This window comes from Streptomyces sp. NPDC020801 (assembly GCF_044334385.1).
Lineage (GTDB): Bacteria > Actinomycetota > Actinomycetes > Streptomycetales > Streptomycetaceae > Streptomyces.
On the sequence record NZ_JBIRST010000003.1, the window covers coordinates 265,245 to 283,566 of the forward strand.

Annotated in this window: 15 protein-coding genes; 6 read left to right on the forward strand and 9 right to left on the reverse strand. The window is 71.5% G+C overall.

The window, feature by feature from the left end:
* Positions 1-8 precede the first annotated feature (8 nt).
* The 4 genes from whiA to uvrC are packed head-to-tail and all read right to left on the reverse strand — an operon-like array spanning position 9 to position 5,186.
* A complete protein-coding gene (gene whiA, locus ACH4UM_RS08625; RefSeq protein WP_398175475.1) occupies positions 9-998 on the reverse strand; it encodes a DNA-binding protein WhiA in 990 nt (329 codons plus the stop codon).
* Positions 989-2,083 (reverse strand): uridine diphosphate-N-acetylglucosamine-binding protein YvcK, encoded by a 1,095-nt coding sequence (gene yvcK, locus ACH4UM_RS08630; RefSeq protein WP_398175477.1) that lies wholly within the window; start codon positions 2,081-2,083, stop codon positions 989-991. The genes whiA and yvcK overlap by 10 nt, the downstream gene beginning before the upstream one ends.
* Entirely contained in the window at positions 2,080-3,081 is a 1,002-nt protein-coding gene (rapZ, locus tag ACH4UM_RS08635; protein WP_398175479.1) for an RNase adapter RapZ, read from the reverse strand. Before rapZ ends, yvcK begins: the two co-directional genes overlap by 4 nt.
* Positions 3,078-5,186 carry an excinuclease ABC subunit UvrC gene (gene uvrC / locus ACH4UM_RS08640; protein ID WP_398175481.1) on the reverse strand — a complete coding sequence of 703 codons (2,109 nt, stop codon included), beginning with the start codon at positions 5,184-5,186 and terminating at the stop codon, positions 3,078-3,080. The genes rapZ and uvrC overlap by 4 nt, the downstream gene beginning before the upstream one ends.
* Before the next feature lie 365 nt (positions 5,187-5,551).
* Between uvrC and ACH4UM_RS08645 the strand changes: the two genes are divergently transcribed.
* Entirely contained in the window at positions 5,552-6,499 is a 948-nt protein-coding gene (locus ACH4UM_RS08645; protein ID WP_398175483.1) for a hypothetical protein, read from the forward strand.
* A 27-nt stretch (positions 6,500-6,526) separates the two neighbouring features.
* On the opposite strand, the gene ACH4UM_RS08650 is transcribed toward ACH4UM_RS08645, so the two are convergent.
* Complete coding sequence (locus ACH4UM_RS08650; RefSeq protein ID WP_398175485.1) at positions 6,527-6,955, reverse strand: Rieske 2Fe-2S domain-containing protein; 429 nt, start codon at positions 6,953-6,955, stop codon at positions 6,527-6,529.
* 163 nt (positions 6,956-7,118) lie between these two features.
* Between ACH4UM_RS08650 and ACH4UM_RS08655 the strand changes: the two genes are divergently transcribed.
* Both ACH4UM_RS08655 and ACH4UM_RS08660 read left to right on the forward strand, forming a co-directional pair.
* Positions 7,119-8,195: a LacI family DNA-binding transcriptional regulator gene (locus ACH4UM_RS08655; RefSeq protein WP_398175487.1), complete on the forward strand. Its 1,077-nt coding sequence runs from the start codon at positions 7,119-7,121 to the stop codon at positions 8,193-8,195.
* Positions 8,192-9,103 (forward strand): carbohydrate kinase, encoded by a 912-nt coding sequence (locus tag ACH4UM_RS08660; protein ID WP_398175489.1) that lies wholly within the window; start codon positions 8,192-8,194, stop codon positions 9,101-9,103. Before ACH4UM_RS08655 ends, ACH4UM_RS08660 begins: the two co-directional genes overlap by 4 nt.
* Positions 9,104-9,184: 81 nt before the next feature.
* On the opposite strand, the gene uvrA is transcribed toward ACH4UM_RS08660, so the two are convergent.
* A complete protein-coding gene (gene uvrA, locus ACH4UM_RS08665; RefSeq protein WP_398175491.1) occupies positions 9,185-12,211 on the reverse strand; it encodes an excinuclease ABC subunit UvrA in 3,027 nt (1,008 codons plus the stop codon).
* A 234-nt stretch (positions 12,212-12,445) separates the two neighbouring features.
* Between uvrA and ACH4UM_RS08670 the strand changes: the two genes are divergently transcribed.
* A complete protein-coding gene (locus ACH4UM_RS08670; RefSeq protein WP_398175493.1) occupies positions 12,446-13,132 on the forward strand; it encodes a maleylpyruvate isomerase family mycothiol-dependent enzyme in 687 nt (228 codons plus the stop codon).
* Positions 13,133-13,177: 45 nt separating this feature from the next.
* Complete coding sequence (locus ACH4UM_RS08675; protein WP_398175495.1) at positions 13,178-13,834, forward strand: MBL fold metallo-hydrolase; 657 nt, start codon at positions 13,178-13,180, stop codon at positions 13,832-13,834.
* A 219-nt stretch (positions 13,835-14,053) separates the two neighbouring features.
* Here the strand turns inward: ACH4UM_RS08675 and aroQ are convergent, their stop codons facing one another.
* Positions 14,054-14,527 carry a type II 3-dehydroquinate dehydratase gene (aroQ, locus tag ACH4UM_RS08680; protein WP_398175497.1) on the reverse strand — a complete coding sequence of 158 codons (474 nt, stop codon included), beginning with the start codon at positions 14,525-14,527 and terminating at the stop codon, positions 14,054-14,056.
* Positions 14,528-14,674: 147 nt separating this feature from the next.
* On the opposite strand from aroQ, the gene ACH4UM_RS08685 reads away from it, so the two are divergent.
* Positions 14,675-16,000, forward strand: a complete 1,326-nt coding sequence (locus tag ACH4UM_RS08685; protein WP_398175499.1) for an MFS transporter — start codon at positions 14,675-14,677, stop codon at positions 15,998-16,000.
* Here the strand turns inward: ACH4UM_RS08685 and ACH4UM_RS08690 are convergent.
* Both ACH4UM_RS08690 and ACH4UM_RS08695 read right to left on the reverse strand, forming a co-directional pair.
* Positions 15,990-17,090, reverse strand: a complete 1,101-nt coding sequence (locus ACH4UM_RS08690; RefSeq protein ID WP_398175501.1) for a calcium:proton antiporter — start codon at positions 17,088-17,090, stop codon at positions 15,990-15,992. The two genes, ACH4UM_RS08685 and ACH4UM_RS08690, sit on opposite strands and share 11 nt — an antisense overlap.
* Before the next feature lie 127 nt (positions 17,091-17,217).
* Complete coding sequence (locus ACH4UM_RS08695) at positions 17,218-18,219, reverse strand: TerC family protein (protein ID WP_398175503.1); 1,002 nt, start codon at positions 18,217-18,219, stop codon at positions 17,218-17,220.
* Between the last annotated feature and the right edge of the window lie 103 nt (positions 18,220-18,322).

Below are 18,322 nucleotides of genomic sequence, written 5' to 3' on the forward strand. Positions count from 1 at the left end.
GTGCGCGGTCAGCCGGCGAGGTTGTCGGCCAGTTCCTCGGTGAGGTTGGCCTCCGTGCCCGGGATGCCCAGGTCGGAGGCGCGCTTGTCGGCCATGGCCAGCAGCCGGCGGATACGGCCGGCGACGGCGTCCTTGGTCAGCGGCGGGTCGGCGAGCGCGCCCAGCTCCTCCAGGGAGGCCTGCTTGTGCTCCATGCGCAGCCGGCCCGCGGCAGCGAGGTGCTCGGGCACGTCGTCGCCGAGGATCTCCAGGGCGCGCTGGACCCGGGCGCCGGCGGCGACGGCCGCGCGGGCCGAGCGGCGCAGGTTGGCGTCGTCGAAGTTGGCGAGGCGGTTGGCCGTGGCACGGACCTCGCGGCGCATCCGCCGCTCCTCCCAGGCCAGCACGGCCTCGTGGGCGCCGAGGCGGGTCAGCAGCGCACCGATGGCGTCACCGTCACGGACGACGACCCGGTCCACGCCGCGCACCTCGCGGGCCTTGGCGCCGATGGACAGCCGGCGGGCGGCGCCGACCAGGGCGAGTGCCGCCTCCGGGCCGGGGCAGGTCACCTCCAGCGAGGAGGAGCGGCCGGGCTCGGTGAGCGAACCGTGCGCCAGGAAGGCACCGCGCCAGGCGGCCTCGGCGTCGCAGGTGGCCCCCGAGACCACCTGTGGAGGCAGCCCGCGGATCGGGCGGCCCCGCCCGTCGACGAGACCCGTCTGGCGGGCCAGCTGGTCGCCGCCCGCGACCACGCGGACGACATAGCGCGAGCCGCGGCGCAGGCCGCCGGGGGCCATCACGATCAGCTCGGAACTGTGGCCGAAGATCTCCAGGATGTCCCGCTTCAGGCGCCGGGCCGCCATGGCGGTGTCCAGCTCCGCCTCGATCACGATGCGCCCGCTGACCAGGTGGAGGCCGCCGGCGAACCGCAGAATGGCGGAGACCTCCGCCTTCCTGCAGCAGGTCCGGGTGACGGGGAGCCGGGAGATCTCGTCCTTCACCGCTGCCGTCATCGCCATGGGCCGATCCTTCCATGCATCCGAAAAATACGGTCGTACGCGGCGGCCAGCAGCTCCGGGTCGTGCCGAGGGGTTCCGTCTCTCCGGGCCACCGGCGCCAGCTCGACCGCGGCGCCGAACCGCTTGGCGGCCTCGGTGAGCACTTCGCGGTCGGGCACGGCGGCCTCGTCGGCCAGCACCACGTCCAGGGCGAGTTTAGGGGCGTGTCGTCCCAAAACCTCCAAATGACGCTGCGGGGAGAAGCCGTCGGTTTCTCCCGGCTGCGGGGCGAGGTTCAAAGACAGTACCCGGCGGGCCTTGGTGGCCGTGAGCGCGTCCAGCAGTTCGGGAACCAGCAGGTGGGGGATGACCGAGGAGAACCAGGAGCCGGGGCCGAGCACCACCCAGTCCGCGTCCAGGACCGCGGCGACGGCCTCGGGGACGGCGGGCGGGTCGTGCGGCACCAGGTGCACGGACTGCACCTCGCCGGGGGTGAGTGCGACGGTCGCCTGGCCGCGGACGGTGTCGACGTCCTCCGGCCGGTCCGGGTCGTGCCCTTTGACCAGGGCCTGGAGCTCCAGGGGCACCGCGGACATGGGCAGCACGCGCCCGTGTGCGCCCAGCAGCTTGCCGACCAGGTCCAGGGCCTGGACATGGTCGCCGAGCTGCTCCCACAGGGCGACGATCAGCAGGTTGCCGACCGCGTGGTCGTGCAGGTCGCCCTGGGAGGTGAAGCGGTGCTGGATGACTCGGGCCCAGGTCTGGCCCCAGTCGTCGTCGCCGCACAGCGCGGCCAGCGCCTTGCGCAGGTCGCCGGGCGGCAGCACGCCCAGCTCGTCGCGCAGGCGCCCGCTGGAGCCGCCGTCGTCGGCCACGGTGACGACGGCGGTGAGGTCGCCGGTGATCCGGCGCAGTGCGGCGAGCGAGGCGGACAGGCCCATGCCGCCGCCGAGTGCGACCACCTTGGGCTGGGCGCCCCGGCGGCGCGGCCGGGCGCCCCGGGCCTCGGCGGGACGGCCCGCGCGCCCTTCGGTCGCCTGGCGGCCCGCACGTCCCTCCGGCACCACCCGGCGCAGCCTGCTCAGCCGCGGAGTACGTCCGGTCACTCGCGCCCCATGTCCCGGTGGACGACGACGGTCTCCACACCCTCGGCCGCGAGCCGCGCGGCGAGCTTCTCCGACATGGCGACCGAGCGATGCTTGCCGCCGGTGCAGCCGATGGCGATGGTCACATAGCGCTTGCCCTCGCGGCGGTAGCCGGCCGCGACGAGCCGCAGCAGCTCCGCATAGCGGTCGAGGAACTCCTTGGCGCCGGGCTGGTTGAAGACGTACGCGGCGACCTCGTCGTTGAGGCCGGTGTATGGGCGCAGCTCCGGGACCCAATGCGGGTTGGGCAGGAACCGCATGTCCGCGACCAGGTCGGCGTCGACCGGGAGGCCGTACTTGAAGCCGAAGGACATCACGGTGGCCCGCAGCTCGGGCTCCTCGTCACCGGCGAACTGGGCGTCCATCTTGGCGCGCAGCTCGTGCACGTTGAGGCTGGAGGTGTCGATCACCAGGTCGGCGTCGCCGCGCAGCTCGCGCAGCAGCTCCCGCTCGGCGGCGATGCCGTCGACGATACGGCCGTCACCCTGCAGGGGGTGGGGCCGGCGCACCGACTCGAACCGGCGCACCAGAGCCTCGTCGGAGGACTCCAGGAAGACGATCCGCCGGGTGACGTTCTTGGCCTCCAGGTCCGCAAGGGACTCGCGCAGGTTGTCGAAGAAGCGGCGGCCGCGGACGTCGACGACGACCGCGATGCGCGCGACGTTGCCCTGCGAGCGGGCACCGAGCTCCACCATGGTGGGGATCAGCGCGGGCGGCAGGTTGTCGACGACGAACCAGCCGAGGTCCTCCAGACACTTGGCGGCCGTGGACCGCCCCGCCCCGGACATGCCGGAGATGATCACCAGCTCGGGAATGGCCGCGTCGGGGACGCCGGCCACGTCGATACCCGTACTCACCTGTGCCCCGTCTTTCTGGACCGCGTGCTGCCGCTGGTCCTCGGGTGTTTCCTCGCGAGCCTGATCTCGCTTCGCTGTGGGCTGCTTCTCGTGCTCGGTCATGTCTCCTGCCCCCGTCGTTCGTCCGGGGCGCCCGCGGACACGGGCTCCCCTGCGTCACCCGCCGTCGTCCCGGGTGCCGTCTCTTCCACGTCTTCCATGATCTCTCCAGTCGCCGTGTTCACGGCGGGTGCGGCCGGGGCTGCCCGGGCGAGGGCCGCGGCGATCGTCTCGGCCGTCTTGCGGCCTATGCCGGGCACCTCGCGGATCTGGTCGATTGTTGCGGACCGCAGCTTCTTCACCGAGCCGAAATGCTTGATGAGCGCCTGTTTGCGCGTCTCGCCGAGGCCCGGCACCTCGTCCAGGGCTCCGGCGCGGAAGCGCTTGGCCCGCCTGGTGCGCTGATACGTGATCGCGAACCGGTGTGCCTCGTCGCGGATGCGCTGCAGCAGGTACAGGCCCTCGCTGCTACGGGGCAGGACCACCGGGTCGTCCTCGCCCGGCACCCAGACCTCCTCCAGTCGCTTGGCCAGACCGCACACGGCGATGTCGTCGATGCCGAGGTCGTCCAGCGCCCGCCGGGCGGCCGCGACCTGGGGCTGCCCGCCGTCGACGACGACGAGCTGCGGCGGGTAGGCGAAGCGCTTGGGGCGGCCGTCGTCCTCGGTGAGGGCGGCGGGACCGCTGGGAAAACCGTCGGGCGACGCGCCGGCGCCGGACGCTTCGTCGGTCGCGATCTCCTCGCCGTCGGCCCACTCGCCGGTCCTCTCCTTCTCGGCGAGGTAGCGCCTGAAGCGGCGGGTGATCACCTCGTGCATGGAGCGGACGTCGTCCTGGCCCTCGAAGCCCTTGATCTGGAAGCGGCGGTACTCGCTCTTGCGCTGCAGACCGTCCTCGAAGACGACCATGGAGGCCACCACGTCGTCACCCTGGAGGTGGGAGATGTCGTAGCACTCGATCCGCAGGGGCGCGCTGTCCAGGTCGAGGGCCTCGGCGATCTCCTCCAGCGCGCGCGAGCGGGTGGTCAGGTCAGAGGCGCGCCTGGTCTTGTGCAGCACGAGCGCCTGCTGGGCGTTGCGCTCCACGGTCTCCATCAGCGCCTTTTTGTCGCCGCGCTGCGGGATGCGCAGGGACACGCCGGAGCCGCGGCGGTCGGTGAGCCACTGCTGGACCGGCCCGACCGGATCGGGCAGGGCCGGGACGAGGACCTCCTTGGGGACGGCGTCCCCGCTCTCCTCGCCGTAGAGCTGCTGCAGGGCGTGCTCGACGAGGGCGCCGGTGGTCACGTCCTCGACCTTGTCGGTCACCCAGCCGCGCTGGCCGCGCACACGGCCGCCGCGGACGTGGAAGATCTGTACGGCCGCCTCCAGCTCGTCCTCGGCGACGGCGATGAGGTCGGCGTCGGTCGCGTCGGCGAGCACGACGGCGTTCTTCTCCATGGCCTTCTTCAGGGCCTCGATGTCGTCGCGCAGGCGGGCGGCCCGCTCGTACTCCATCTCCTCGGCCGCCTCCATCATCTGCTTCTCCAGGCGGCGCAGGTACGCACCCGTGCGTCCGGCCATGAAGTCGCTGAACTCCTCGGCCAGTTCACGGTGGCCCTCGGCGGTGACGCGGCCGACGCAGGGCGCCGAGCACTTGCCGATGTAGCCCAGCAGGCAGGGGCGGCCGGTGCGGGCGGCGTTCTTGAAGACGCCGGCCGAGCAGGTGCGCACGGGGAAGACACGCAGCAGCAGGTCGACGGTGTCGCGGATGGCCCACGCGTGCGCGTACGGCCCGAAGTAGCGCACGCCCTTCTTCTTGTGGCCTCGCATCACCTGCACGCGCGGGAACTCCTCGTTCATCGTCACCGCGAGGTACGGGTAGCTCTTGTCGTCGCGGTACTTGACGTTGAACCGGGGGTCGAACTCCTTGATCCAGGAGTACTCCAGCTGCAGGGCCTCGACCTCCGTGGACACCACGGTCCACTCCACGGACGCCGCCGTGGTGACCATGGTGCGGGTGCGCGGGTGGAGGTTCGCCAGGTCCTGGAAGTAGTTCGCCAGGCGCTGGCGCAGGCTCTTGGCCTTTCCGACGTAGATCACCCGGCGGTGCTCGTCACGGAACCTGTAGACCCCGGGAGAGTCCGGGATGTCTCCCGGCTTGGGGCGGTAGCTGGAGGGGTCGGCCATGTCTCACACCCTACTGGCGAGGGCTGACAGGACGCTGAGCCTGTGGACAACACGGGCCACGCCGCACCGCCTGGCGCACCCGGGTTCGGCCACGCGGTGTGACCAGGTCTCTTCGCCCCGTACAGCGCCCCCGTCCGGGCGCCCCGCGCCACCGGGGCCGGGGGTGCGGACTCGGCCAGGAGGGCGGCTGTGTCGGGTCTCAGGTGTTGTCGGGACTTGGTCAACACGCTTCAATGCGGGGGAACTCGGGGCCGCGAACGACGGCGTACGGATGTGAAGAAGCCCTGCTGGCACGCCGGGGCGGCCCCGACGGCACGCGTGAACGGTCCGACCAGCCGTCCGCACCTTCACAGAAAGGCCCGTGCATGCCGTACGCCCCAGAGCAGGCGGACGTCGCCACCGCGGAACTGGACACGGCTCTGCGGGGTGGCCCCTTCCATGTGGCGTTGCGCGCCGCGATCGCCGCCCGCGGACTGCCGTTGCAGCGTGTGCAGCACCATCTGACGCGCTACGGGGTAAGGGTCGGGGTCACCAGTCTGAGCTACTGGCAGCAGGGTGCCCGGCGCCCGCAGCGCCCCGAGTCGCTGCGCGCCGTACGGGCCCTGGAGGAGATCCTGCAGCTGCCGGACGAGTCGCTGATCCGTCTGCTGGCCGAGACCGGGGAGCGCTCCGCCGCCCGGCGCCCCGCGGCCCGCTCCTACCGCTCGCTCCTGGAGGCGTCGGACGTCTCGCAGCGGCTGCTGGCCGAGCTGGACTCCCCGCTCGACGGCGGGCTGCACGCCCTCGGGCACCACGAGCGCGTGCGGATCGGGGCCCGCCGTGAGCTCGCGGGGCGCGAGTCGCAGCACATCGTGCGCGCCCACCGGCACGGCGTGGACCGCTTCATGGCCGTCCACCACGGCGACCCCGGGTGCGTGCCGGAGCGGATGACCGTACATGCCCTGGAGAACTGCCGCACCGGACGCGTGCGTTGGCACCACGACACCGGGGTGCTCGTGGCCGAGCTGCTCTTCGACACCCGGCTGCGGGCCGGCGACACGTTCCTCTTCCGCTACGGCGTCGAGGACGGCACGGCCGCGTTGTCACGCGAGTACGCCCGCGCCTTCGGCTCGGCGGGCGGACAGTACGCCCTGCAGGTGCGGTTCGACGCGGGCGTCCTGCCGGTGCGCTGCCACCGGTTCACCCAGCACTCGGCGGCGGCCCCGCGCAGCGGCCGCCAGGAGCTGCCGGTGAGCGAACGGCACCGCTCGGTCCACCTGGTCGAGCCGCGCGTGCGGTCGGGGATCGTGGGAATCGGCTGGGACTGGGACTGAGCCGTTCGGCCGGAGCGGCCCCCGCCGTCAGGCGCCGGGGCCCGCGACGACCTTGCCGCCCTGCGCGCGTACCGGCAGTTCGGACAGCGGCTGGGTGGCGGGGGACTGCACCACCTTGCCGGTCGTGGCGTCGAACTCGCTGCCGTGGCAGGGGCAGATCAGTGTCGTGCCCTGGAGCTTGTTGATGGGGCACCCCGCGTGGGTGCAGATCGTGCTGAACGCCTTCAGGGCGCCGTTGGCGTCCCGGCTGACGACCACGTTGTGGTCCCGGTACAGCCTGGCACCGCCTTTGGGGATCTCGTTCTCGGCGCCGAGGTCGACGGGCGCCGTGGGGGTCGCGGGGGCCGAGGCGCTGCCGCCGCCCGGTCCGCAGGCGGCTAGCCCGAGTCCGGCGACGGGTGTGAGAGCTGCTCCCCGCAGGACGGTACGACGGCTCGCGGAGGGACGGCCGGACATGAGGATCTCCACTGGTCGGAAGGGTTCTGCGAGGCGACCATACCGCCGCCGGTCCGGCCGGTTACCGGCGGGGCGGTGGGACGTAAACGCTTGCGCAAGCGTTTACGTGGAGGCGCCGAATGAGATACCTTCCCGGCCACGAGGAACGGAGGAGGGGAGCGCGATGCCCACCATGGCCGATGTCGCACGGAGCGCGGGAGTCTCCGTGGCAACCGTCTCGCACGTGCTGAACGGAACCCGGCCCGTGCTGCCGCACACCCGGCAGGCGGTGCTCGACGCCGTCGAGGCGCTCGGCTACACGCCCAACGGCCTCGCCCGCTCCCTGGTCACCTCCCGCACCCGGTCCATCGGCCTCGCCGTGTCCGCCATCAGCAACCCGTACTTCACGGAGATCCTCCAGGGGGTCGAGGCGAGCGCCCTGGAACACGGCTACAGCCTGCTCATCGCCGACCCGCACGACGACCCGGCGCACGAACGCAAGGTCGTACAGCTGCTGCACGAGCGGCGCGTGGACGGCATGATCGTCGCCCCCTCCGCCGAACCGCACGAGCTCGTCGCCTACCTCACGCGGCACGCCGTGCCGACCGTGTTCCTCGACCGGCTCGTCGACACCGCGGCACTCACCGCGGGGCCTACCGAGGTGCACACCACGCCGGAGGGCACGCCGGTCTTCGACCAGGTCTGCGCCGACAGCGCCGAGCCGACGGCCCGTCTCGTCACCCATCTCGCCGCCCTCGGCCACCGTCGCATCGGCCTGGTCGCGGGCCTGCCCGGCCTCAGCACGACCCGGGAACGGATCGCGGGTCACCGCCATGGCCTGGCCGCCGCGGGACTCGCCCACGACGAACGGCTCGTGGTGCACGGCGACTCCAGCTCCGACGGCGCCGAACGCGCCACCACGGCCCTGCTGTCCCTCGCCGCACCGCCCACCGCACTGGTCACCGCGAACAACGCGATGACCATCGGCGCCCTGCGCGCCCTGCGCGAGCTCGGTCTGTCCGTGCCTGACGACATCGCGCTGTGCTGCTTCGACGACTTCGCCTGGGCCGACCTGTTCTCGCCGCGGCTGACCGCGATCGCCCAGCCCAGCAAGGAGCTCGGCGCCCAGGCAGTCCGGGTCCTGCTGGACCGCCTCGCCACTCCGGACCGGCCGGCCCGGACCGTGCGCCTGCCCTGCACCTTCGTCCACCGCACGTCCTGCGGTTGCCCAGAGCAGCCCGAGAAAGGAATCCAGTCGTGATCGTCGTCGCCGGTGAGGCCCTGATCGATCTGGTACCGCAGGGCAGGGGTGCCCTCGCGGACCTCAAGCCCGCGCTCGGCGGCGGTCCCTACAACACGGCCGTCGCGCTCGGCCGCCTCGGCTCCCCCACGGCCTTCTGCTCCCGCACCTCCCGCGACGCCTTCGGGCAGGCCCTGCTCGACGGACTGCGGCAGGCCGGGGTGGACGTCTCGGGCGTGCAGCGCGGCGGCGAGCCGACCACGCTGGCGGTCGCCACGGTCGGCGCCGACGGCTCCGCCGCGTACTCCTTCTACGTCGACGGCACCGCCGACCGCCTGTTCACGGCGCCCGCCGGGCTCCCGGCCGGGACCCGCGCGGTGTCCTTCGGCACCTGTTCGCTGGTGCTGGAGCCGGGCGCGAGCGCCTACGAGGAGTTGATGCGGACCGCGGCCGCGCAGGGGGTGTTCACCGCGCTCGACCCGAACATCCGGGCGGGGCTGATCGCCGACGCGGAAGCCTATCGGGCGCGCTTTCGCAGCTGGCTGCCCTCGGTGTCGCTGCTGAAGCTCTCCGAGGAGGACGCGCGATGGCTGGGCGGCACCCCGCGCGAGTGGCTGGCCGCCGGTCCCTCGGCGGTCGTGATCACCCATGGGGGCGACGGGCTCACCGCCCACACCCGGGACGGCGCGGAGCACTCCGTTCCGGGCGAGAAGGTCGACGTCGTGGACACCATCGGCGCGGGCGACACCGTGAACGCCGCGCTGCTGCACGGTCTGTCCGTCCGCGGCGTCCTCTCCCCCGAGGGTCTCGCGGGTCTCGGCGCCGCGGGCTGGACGGGCCTGCTGCGGTTCGCGGCCCGCGCGGCGGCGGTCACCTGTTCGCGCGCGGGCGCGGAGCCGCCGTACGCCTCGGAGGTGGGTGAGCCGTAGCAGCGCTTCGGCCCTTGTCCCGAACGCGTTCGGCGGCCCGTGGGGATCCCACGGGCCGCCGTGCGCGCTGCGCGTGTCCGGTCAGGCCTTGCGGGTCCGCGCGGTCTTCTTCGCCGGCGTGGTCTTCTTCGCGGGCGTGGCCTTCTTGCCGGCGGTGTTGTTCACCGTCCTGGCCGTGGCCGTCTTCCGTGCCGCCGAGGTGGCCGCGACCGCCTTCTTGGCAGCCGCCTTGCGCGGGGCCTTCACCGGCTCGGCGTCGCTGATCCGGTCTGCGCCGAGGATCTCGCGCAGGAACTTTCCGGTGTGGCTGGCCGGGACGCCCGCGACCTGCTCGGGCGTGCCCTCGGCGACGACCAGACCGCCGCCGGCGCCGCCCTCCGGGCCCATGTCGACGACCCAGTCGGCGGTCTTGATCACGTCCAGGTTGTGCTCGATGACGATGACCGTGTTGCCCTTGTCGACCAGGCCGGACAGGACCTTCAGGAGCTTGCTGATGTCCTCGAAGTGCAGACCGGTGGTCGGCTCGTCCAGGACGTAGACGGTGCGTCCGGTGGAGCGGCGCTGCAGCTCGCTGGCGAGCTTCACACGCTGCGCCTCGCCGCCGGACAGAGTGGTCGCGGACTGCCCCAGCCGGACGTAGCCCAGGCCCACGTCCTTGAGGGTCGTGAGGTGGCGGGAGATCGCCGGAACCGCCTCGAAGAAGTCGGTCGCCTCCTCGATCGGCATGTTCAGCACGTCGGCGATGGACTTGCCCTTGTAGTGGACCTCCAGGGTCTCCCGGTTGTACCGGGCACCGTGGCAGACCTCGCACGGGACGTAGACGTCCGGGAGGAAGTTCATCTCGATCTTGATGGTGCCGTCGCCCGCGCAGTTCTCGCAGCGGCCGCCCTTGACGTTGAAGGAGAAGCGGCCGGGCTGGTAGCCGCGGACCTTCGCCTCGGTGGTCTCGGCGAACAGCTTGCGGACGTGGTCGAAGACGCCGGTGTACGTCGCCGGGTTCGACCGCGGGGTGCGGCCGATGGGCGACTGGTCGACGTGCACGACCTTGTCGACCAGGTCGTCGCCGTCCACGCGCGTGTGCCGCCCCGGTACGTTCCGCGCGCCGTTCAGCTCGCGGGCCAGGTGCGTGTACAGGATGTCGTTGACCAGCGTCGACTTGCCGGAGCCGGACACACCGGTGACGGCCGTGAAGACGCCCAGCGGGAAGGAGACGTCGATGTCCTGGAGGTTGTTCTCCCTCGCGCCGTGCACGGTGAGCCGCCGGGCGGGGTCGAGCGGGCGCCGGATGTCGGGCAGCGGGATCGACTTCCTGCCGGACAAGTACTGACCGGTCTGCGACTCGGCGTTGGTGAGCAGTTCCTTCATGGAGCCGCTGTGCACGACCTTGCCGCCGTGCTCGCCCGCGCCGGGGCCGATGTCGACGACCCAGTCGGCGACCTTGATGGTGTCCTCGTCGTGCTCGACGACGATGAGCGTGTTGCCCATGTCGCGCAGTCGCACCAGGGTTTCGATCAGCCGGTGGTTGTCGCGCTGGTGCAGGCCGATGGACGGCTCGTCGAGGACGTAGAGAACCCCGACGAGGCCGGAGCCGATCTGCGTGGCCAGGCGGATGCGCTGGGCCTCGCCACCGGAGAGCGTGCCGGCCGCGCGGTTCAGCGAGAGGTAGTCGAGGCCGACGTCGACCAGGAACCGCAGCCGCTCGTTGACCTCCTTCAGCACGCGCTCGGCGATCTTCTTGTCACGGGCGGTGAGCTTCAGCTCGCCGAGGAAGTCCGCGCAGTCGCTGATCGACATCGCGGAGACCTCGGCGATGGACCTGCCCATGACCGTGACCGCGAGAACGACCGGCTTGAGACGGGTGCCCTGACAGCCGGGGCAGGGCACCTCGCGCATATAGCCCTCGAAGCGCTCGCGGCTGGCGTCGCTCTCGGCCTCGCTGTGCCGGCGCTTGACGAAGGGCACGGCGCCCTCGAAGGGGGTGGTGTACACGCGCTCGCGCCCGTACCGGTTGCGGTAGCGCACCTCGATCTGGGTCTTGTGCCCGTGCAGCAGCGCCTTCTTGGCGCGCTGCGGCAGGCCGGCGAAGGGGATGTCGGTCCTGAAGCCCAGCGCGTCGGCGAGGGCGCCGATCAGGCGGCCGAAGTAGTCCTTGGTGTGCCCGTGCGACCAGGGGTGGATGGCGCCCTCGTCGAGGGACTTCTCCTCGTCCGGGACGATCAGCTCCGGGTCGACCTCCATGCGCGTGCCGATACCGGTGCACTCGGGGCAGGCGCCGAAGGGCGAGTTGAAGGAGAAGGAGCGCGGCTCCAGCTCCTCGAAGGACAGGTCGTCGTAGGGGCAGTACAGGTGCTCGGAGTACATGCGCTCGCGCTCGGGGTCGCCCTCGGGGAGGTCGACGAAGTCGAGCACGACCATGCCGCCGGACAGTCCGAGGGCGGTCTCGACGGAGTCGGTCAGGCGGCGCTTGGCTGATTCCTTCACGGTGAGACGGTCGACGACCACCTCGATGGTGTGCTTCTCCTGCTTCTTCAGCGTCGGGGGGCTGGACAGCTGGATGGTCTCGCCGTCCACGCGCGCGCGGCTGTAGCCCTTGGTCTGAAGGTCGGCGAAGAGGTCGACGAACTCGCCCTTGCGCTCACGCACCAGCGGCGAGAGCACCTGGAAGCGGCTCCCCTCCGGCAACTCCAGGACCCTGTCGACGATGGCCTGCGGCGACTGGCGCGAGATCGGACGGCCGCACTCGGGGCAGTGCGGCTTGCCGATACGGGCGAAGAGCAGGCGCAGATAGTCGTAGACCTCGGTGATGGTGCCGACCGTCGAACGCGGGTTGCGCGAGGTCGACTTCTGGTCGATGGAGACCGCCGGGGAGAGGCCTTCGATGAAGTCCACGTCCGGCTTGTCCATCTGGCCGAGGAACTGCCGGGCGTAGGAGGAGAGCGACTCCACGTAGCGCCGCTGGCCCTCGGCGAAGATCGTGTCGAAGGCCAGGGAGGACTTGCCCGACCCGGACAGGCCCGTGAAGACGATGAGCGAGTCCCGAGGCAGGTCGAGCGAGACGTTCTTCAGGTTGTGCTCGCGCGCGCCACGGACGATGAGACGGTCGGCCACGCCGGTCCGCACCTTTCTTGAGAGAAGTGACAGGGGCGGGGCCCCCGTGCTTTCTCAGACTAGGGGGAGCCACTGACAACGCCGGGTGGGATTCCCGGATGTGCCCGGTTACTCAACAATCCCCGGCTCTCCAGCATGCCCGACGCCGCACCCGACCATATAGCACGCGCATTCGATTTGCGGGCCCGGTTCGCCGCCTTCACCCGAAGGGGTGGCGCCGCTAGGGTCGGCGCCATGATTGATCATGCGCGCGACCTGCAGTCTGTACAAGACGCGACCGAACGACTGCTCACCGCAGCCGCCAAACTGGACAACGCGGCTGTGACGGACCAGTCACGGCTGCCCGGCTGGACCCGCGGCCATGTCCTCGCCCACCTCGCCCGCAACGCGGACGCCCTGGTGAACGTCCTGGAAGGGCGTCCGATGTACGCCTCCGCCCAGGCCCGCGACGCCGACATCGAGCGGGACGCCCAGCGTCCCCTCGACGTCCAGCTCGCCGACATGCGCGAGAGCGCGGCCCGCTTCCAGGAGACGGGGGCCGCTCCCGCGGACTGGTCGCGGACCGTGGAACTGCGCAACCAGGTCACCGACTCCGCGTCACGGGTGCCGTTCAGGCGCTGGGTCGAGGTCGAACTGCACCACGTGGACCTCGGGATCGGCTACGAGCTGGAGGACCTGCCGGCCGAGTTCACGGAGCGGGAGATCGACTTCCTCGCCCGGCGGTTCTCGGGGCATCCCGACGTGCCCGCGACCCGGCTGACGGACGGCACGTGCACGTGGCACACGGGCCGGGAGGCGGCCGAGCCGTTGGTCACCGTCACGGGAGCCCGCGCGGACCTGCTCGGCTGGCTCGCCGGGCGGCGCGACGGCGCGGCCCTGACGGCGCAGGGCGGCGCGCTTCCGGCACTCCCCCCGCTGTAGTTCGTGAGCGGTCCCCGGGCCGCTCCCCGCTATAGGCTGACGGCCATGACGTACAGCGGAGAGGTGACGGTCGGCGGCCCGGCGGACGTGCACGAGCTGAAGGACCTGATGATCACCAAGATCGCGGTCGGCCCGATGGACAACAACACCTATCTGCTGCGCTGCCGGGCCACGGACGAGCAGTTGCTGATCGACGCGGCCAACGACGCGCACACGCTGCTCGGCATGATCGGTGACGACGGCATCGCCTCCGTCGTCACCACCCACCGGCACGGCGACCACTGGCAGGCGCTGGCGGAGGTGGCGGCGGCCACGCGCGCGCGTACGTACGCGGGGAGGGACGACGCCGAGGGCATCCCCGTGCCGACCGACGTCCTCGTCGACGACGGCGACATGATCCGGGTGGGCCGGGTGGAGCTCACCGCGCGCCACCTCGTCGGCCACACGCCGGGCTCGATCGCGCTGGTCTACGACGATCCGCACGGGCATCCGCACGTGTTCACGGGCGACTGCCTCTTCCCCGGCGGCGTGGGCAACACCCACAAGGACCCGAAGGCGTTCGCCAGCCTGATCCACGACGTGGAGACGAAGATCTTCGGCGTGCTGCCGGACGAGACCTGGGTGTATCCCGGCCACGGCAACGACACCACGCTGGGCGCGGAGCGCCCGCATCTGCCTGAGTGGCACGCGCGCGGGTGGTGAGCCGCCGCACGGACGCCGCGCGCCCCGTGTGAACCCTTCGCACGCGCCGGTGGCACACGCGCGCTCCCCGCTCACCTCGGTGCGCAGTCAACTGGTAGCAGCCCCGCACAGGATGACGGCTCCTGCGCGGTACGGGCCGCCGGCCTGCAATCCCCGCCCTCGGCCGGCGGCCCCGGCTGCGCACGACGCGCCCGCGACCGGGCTCTCGTCCGTCAGTCGCTACGCGTCCGCCTGCGCCGCGCCGGCCAGCGCGGCGACCCGTTCCACCGCGAAGGCGTACCCCTGCACACCGCACCCGGCGATCACGCCGTCGGCGCGCAGCGACACATAGGAGTGGTGCCGGAACTGTTCGCGCTGGTGGATGTTGGAGATGTGGACCTCCACGACCGGCAGCCCGTCGCAGGTGTTGAGGGCATCCAGGATGGCGACCGAGGTGTGCGAGTAGGCGGCCGGATTGATCACGATCCCGCAGTGGTTCAGCCGTGCCTCGTGGATCCAGTCGACGAGCTCGCCCTCGTGGTTGGACTGCCGGAAGTCCACCGTGCCGCCGTGCGCGGCCGCCGCCTCGGCACACAGGGCCTCGACGTCCGCGAGCGTGCCGGAGCCGTAGATCTCCGGCTGCCGCTGCCCGAGGAGGTTCAGGTTGGGGCCGTTGAGAATCATGATCGGGGCGTTGGCCAGGGTGCGGGGCACGGTTCCTCCGGTCCGTTCGTGGTGCGGCGGTCCACTGACGACCACCGCTCGGACCGGTTTATCACGGCGCACCCGACGTGCCTTCCGGCGCCGGACGCGCCTCCGTGCGCCCCGTAACCCTTGATCACCGCGGGTGGTTGACGCGGCATGCACCCTGTACGCACCGTGAGGGCACCGTCGATGTTGCGGCTCGCCGCCGCCTCACTCGCCGGGACCGCGATCGAGTTCTACGACTTCTTCGTCTACGGCACCGCGGCGGCCCTGGTCCTGGGGCCGCTGTTCTTCCCGACGTTCTCACCGGCGGCGGGAACGCTGGCCGCGTTCGGCACCTTCGGAGTGGGGTTCGTGGCCCGGCCGCTCGGCTCGGTGCTGTTCGGGCACATCGGGGACCGGCACGGACGGCGGCCGGTGCTCGTCGCCTCGCTGCTGCTGACCGGTGCGTCGACGGTGGCGGTCGGGTGCGTGCCGACGTACGGCACGATCGGGGTGGCCGCTCCGGTGCTGCTGCTCGTCCTGCGCTTTCTGCAAGGGCTGGGGCTGGGCGGGGAGTGGGGCGGGGCGGTGCTGCTGACGGCGGAGCACGCGCCCGCCGAACGGCGTGGGCTGTGGGCGAGCTTCCCGCAGGTGGGCCCGTCGCTGGGGTTCGTCCTCGCCAACGGGGTGATGCTGACGCTGTCGGCGGTGCTCTCCGACGCCCAGTTCGCCCACTGGGGATGGCGGGTGCCGTTCTGGGCGGCCGGCGTACTGGCCGTGGCCGGGCTGTGGCTGCGGTCGTCGCTCGCGGAGAGTCCCCGCTTCCTGGAGATCGACGTCCATGCGCGCGTGCCGCTCGTCGACATCGCGCGCCACCACTGGCGGCTGGTACTGCTGACGGCGGGCGCCCTCGCGGTCGGATACGCCGTCTTCTACGCGGTGACGACCTGGTCCCTTGCCTATGCGACGGAACGGCTCGGGGTGAGCCGTACGGTCATGCTGGGCTGCGTCATGGCCGCGGTGGTGGTGAAGGGTGCCTTCACCCCGCTGGCGGCGCTGCTCGGCGACCGTTACGGGCGCCGGCCGCTGTGCCTGGTGGGCTGCGCGGCGACCGCCCTGTGGATGTTCCCGATGGTGGCACTGCTGGCGACCGGGTCGCCCTTGCCGATGTTCCTGGGCATCCTCGGGGCGCTGCTCGCGTTCGTCACGATGTTCGCCGTGATCGGCGCGTATCTGCCGGAGCTCTACGAGCCCCGGGTTCGCTGCACGGGCGCCGCGGTGGGCTACAACCTCGGCGGGGTGCTGGGTGGCGCCCTCACCCCGATCGTGGCGACGGCGCTCGCCGAGCACGGTGGCCGCGTGCCCTGGGGCGTCGGCGCGTATCTGACCGGCATCGCGCTGCTCAGCCTGGGGTGTTTCGCGCTGCTGCCCGAGACGCGGCCGGTCACGGTGTCCGTGCCCACGCTCCCCCGCCCCGTGCCGCCGCGCCCTAGGGGTTGATCGCCAGCTCCAGGTAGGCCGCGAAGATCACCAGGTGGACACCGCCCTGGAGGGGAGTGGCCCGTCCCGGCACCACGGTCAGCGAGCTGACCACCACGGTGAGCAGGAGCAGCAGCATGTCGGTGGGGCCAAGGCCCAGGACGAGCGGCCCGGAGAGCCACACGGAGGCCAGGGCGACGGCCGGGATGGTCAGGCCGATGCTGGCCATCGCCGATCCGAGCGCGAGGTTGAGGCTGGTCTGCACCCGGTCCCGACGGGCGGAGCGCAGCGCGGCGATGGTCTCCGGCAGCAGCACCAGCAGCGCGATGATCACACCGACGACCGCGTGGTGCAGTCCGGCGGCGTCCACCGCGGACTCGATGGTGGGGGACACTGCCTTGGCCAGTCCGACCACGCCGACCAGGGCGAGAGCGAGCAGGCCCAGGCTGGTCCCGGCGGTCCGGGCGGAGGGCCGTTCCGCGTGGTCGTCGGAGGTCATGACCTCGCCCTGCCGGGTGATCGGCAGGAAGTAGTCGCGGTGCCGGACGGTCTGGGTGGCCACGAACAGGCCGTACAGGATCAGCGAGGACAGCGCCGCGAAGGTGAGCTGCACGCCGGAGAACTCCGGGCCCGGCTTGCTGGTGGTGAACGTCGGCAGCACCAGGCTGAGTGTGGCCAGGGTCGCCACCGTGGCGAGGGCGGCGCCGGTGCCCTCGGCGTTGAAGACGGCCGTGCCGTGCCGGAGTGAGGCGGCCAGGAGACACAGCCCGACGATGCCGTTGCAGGTGATCATCACGGCCGCGAACACGGTGTCCCTGGCCAGGGTCGCGCTCTTGCCGCCGCCGTCGACCATCAGTGTCACGATGAGAGCGACCTCGATGACGGTGACGGCGATGGCGAGCACCAGCGAGCCGAAGGGTTCACCGACGCGGTGCGCGACCACCTCGGCATGGTGGACCGCGGCCAGGACCGCGCCGGCGAGGACCACCGTCACCAGCACGACGACGGTGATGGGCAGTTCACGCCCCCAGGTGAGGAGCAGCAGGACCACCGCGAGCACCGGCAGGAGGGTCGTCCAAGCCGCCGCGAGCGCCCTGAGCCGCGTGATCATGCTGCGATCGTCGCAGAGGCCCACCGGGTTCGCATTCCGGTTCGCCCGCGGCCGGACGGCCCCTGCACCGCTCCGGGGCGGCGACTCATGTCCGGCCATGGTGCGGGGGCGCGTTCCTGCCTCGCGGTCAGGCATCGACGCTGTCCTTCGGAGCGCCGCCGCCCTGTTCCCGCACCTCCTCCACCGCGGCCTGCTTCCTGGTGGTCAGCAGACTGGTGACCGTGGTGACGGCCAGGACCGCACAGATCACGCCGAGGGAGACCGGGATGCTGACTTCCGGGACATGGACCCCGGACTCGTGCAGCGCGTGCAGCACCAGCTTGACGCCGATGAAGCCGAGGACGACCGACAGACCGTAGGAGAGGTGGACCAGCTTCTTCAGCAGGCCGCCTATCAGGAAGTACAGCTGCCTGAGGCCCATCAGCGCGAAGGCGTTGGCGGTGAAGACGATGTACGGGTCCTGGGTCAGGCCGAAGATCGCGGGGATCGAGTCGAGGGCGAACAGGACGTCGGTGGTGCCGATCGCGAGCATCACGACCAGCATCGGCGTCATGACGCGCCTGCCGTTCTGCCGGATCCACAGCTTGGTGCCGTGGTAGCGGTCGGCCACGCCGAAGCGGCGCTCGGCGGCCTTCAGCAGTCTGTTCTCCTCGTAGGCCTCGTCCTCCTCGTCGGACCGGGCCTCCTGGATGAGCTTCCAGGCCGTCCAGATCAGGAAGGCACCGAAGAGGTAGAACACCCACGAGAAGCTCGCGAGGACCGCGGCACCGGCGGCGATGAAGACGGCCCGCAGCACCAGGGCCATGAGGACGCCGACCAGCAGCACCCGCTGCTGGTACTGGGACGGCACTGCGAACTTCGCCATGATCAGTACGAAGACGAAGAGGTTGTCGACGCTCAGCGACTTCTCGGTGATGAAGCCCGCGAAGAACTCACCGGCCGGCTCACCGCCACCGAAGACGAGCAGGCCGAGCCCGAAGAAACAGGCCAGCACGATCCAGACCGCGGTCCAGATCCCGGCTTCCTTGATCGACACATCATGGGGCTTGCGTCCGATGAAGAAGTCGACCGTGATCAGGGCGGCGAGGCCCACGACGGTCAGGGCCCACAGGGTCATGGAAACTTCCACTGCGCCTCCGGCAGGTGCGTCACGGCAAATGAGTCAGCGTCATCGCTGCCGGAGGTCTCTTCCACCCGGGGCGGGCCGGCGCCCCGGGATCTGGCCTGGCCTG

Coding starts and splice junctions, on each gene's coding strand:
- whiA (WP_398175475.1), bottom strand. CDS start 998: ATGGCGATGACGGCAGCGGTGAAGGACGAGATCTCCCGGCTCCCCGTC.
- rapZ (WP_398175479.1), bottom strand. CDS start 3,081: ATGACCGAGCACGAGAAGCAGCCCACAGCGAAGCGAGATCAGGCTCGC.
- uvrC (WP_398175481.1), bottom strand. CDS start 5,186: ATGGCCGACCCCTCCAGCTACCGCCCCAAGCCGGGAGACATCCCGGAC.
- ACH4UM_RS08645 (WP_398175483.1), top strand. CDS start 5,552: ATGCCGTACGCCCCAGAGCAGGCGGACGTCGCCACCGCGGAACTGGAC.
- ACH4UM_RS08650 (WP_398175485.1), bottom strand. CDS start 6,955: ATGTCCGGCCGTCCCTCCGCGAGCCGTCGTACCGTCCTGCGGGGAGCA.
- ACH4UM_RS08655 (WP_398175487.1), top strand. CDS start 7,119: ATGCCCACCATGGCCGATGTCGCACGGAGCGCGGGAGTCTCCGTGGCA.
- ACH4UM_RS08670 (WP_398175493.1), top strand. CDS start 12,446: ATGATTGATCATGCGCGCGACCTGCAGTCTGTACAAGACGCGACCGAA.
- ACH4UM_RS08675 (WP_398175495.1), top strand. CDS start 13,178: ATGACGTACAGCGGAGAGGTGACGGTCGGCGGCCCGGCGGACGTGCAC.
- ACH4UM_RS08685 (WP_398175499.1), top strand. CDS start 14,675: ATGCACCCTGTACGCACCGTGAGGGCACCGTCGATGTTGCGGCTCGCC.
- ACH4UM_RS08690 (WP_398175501.1), bottom strand. CDS start 17,090: ATGATCACGCGGCTCAGGGCGCTCGCGGCGGCTTGGACGACCCTCCTG.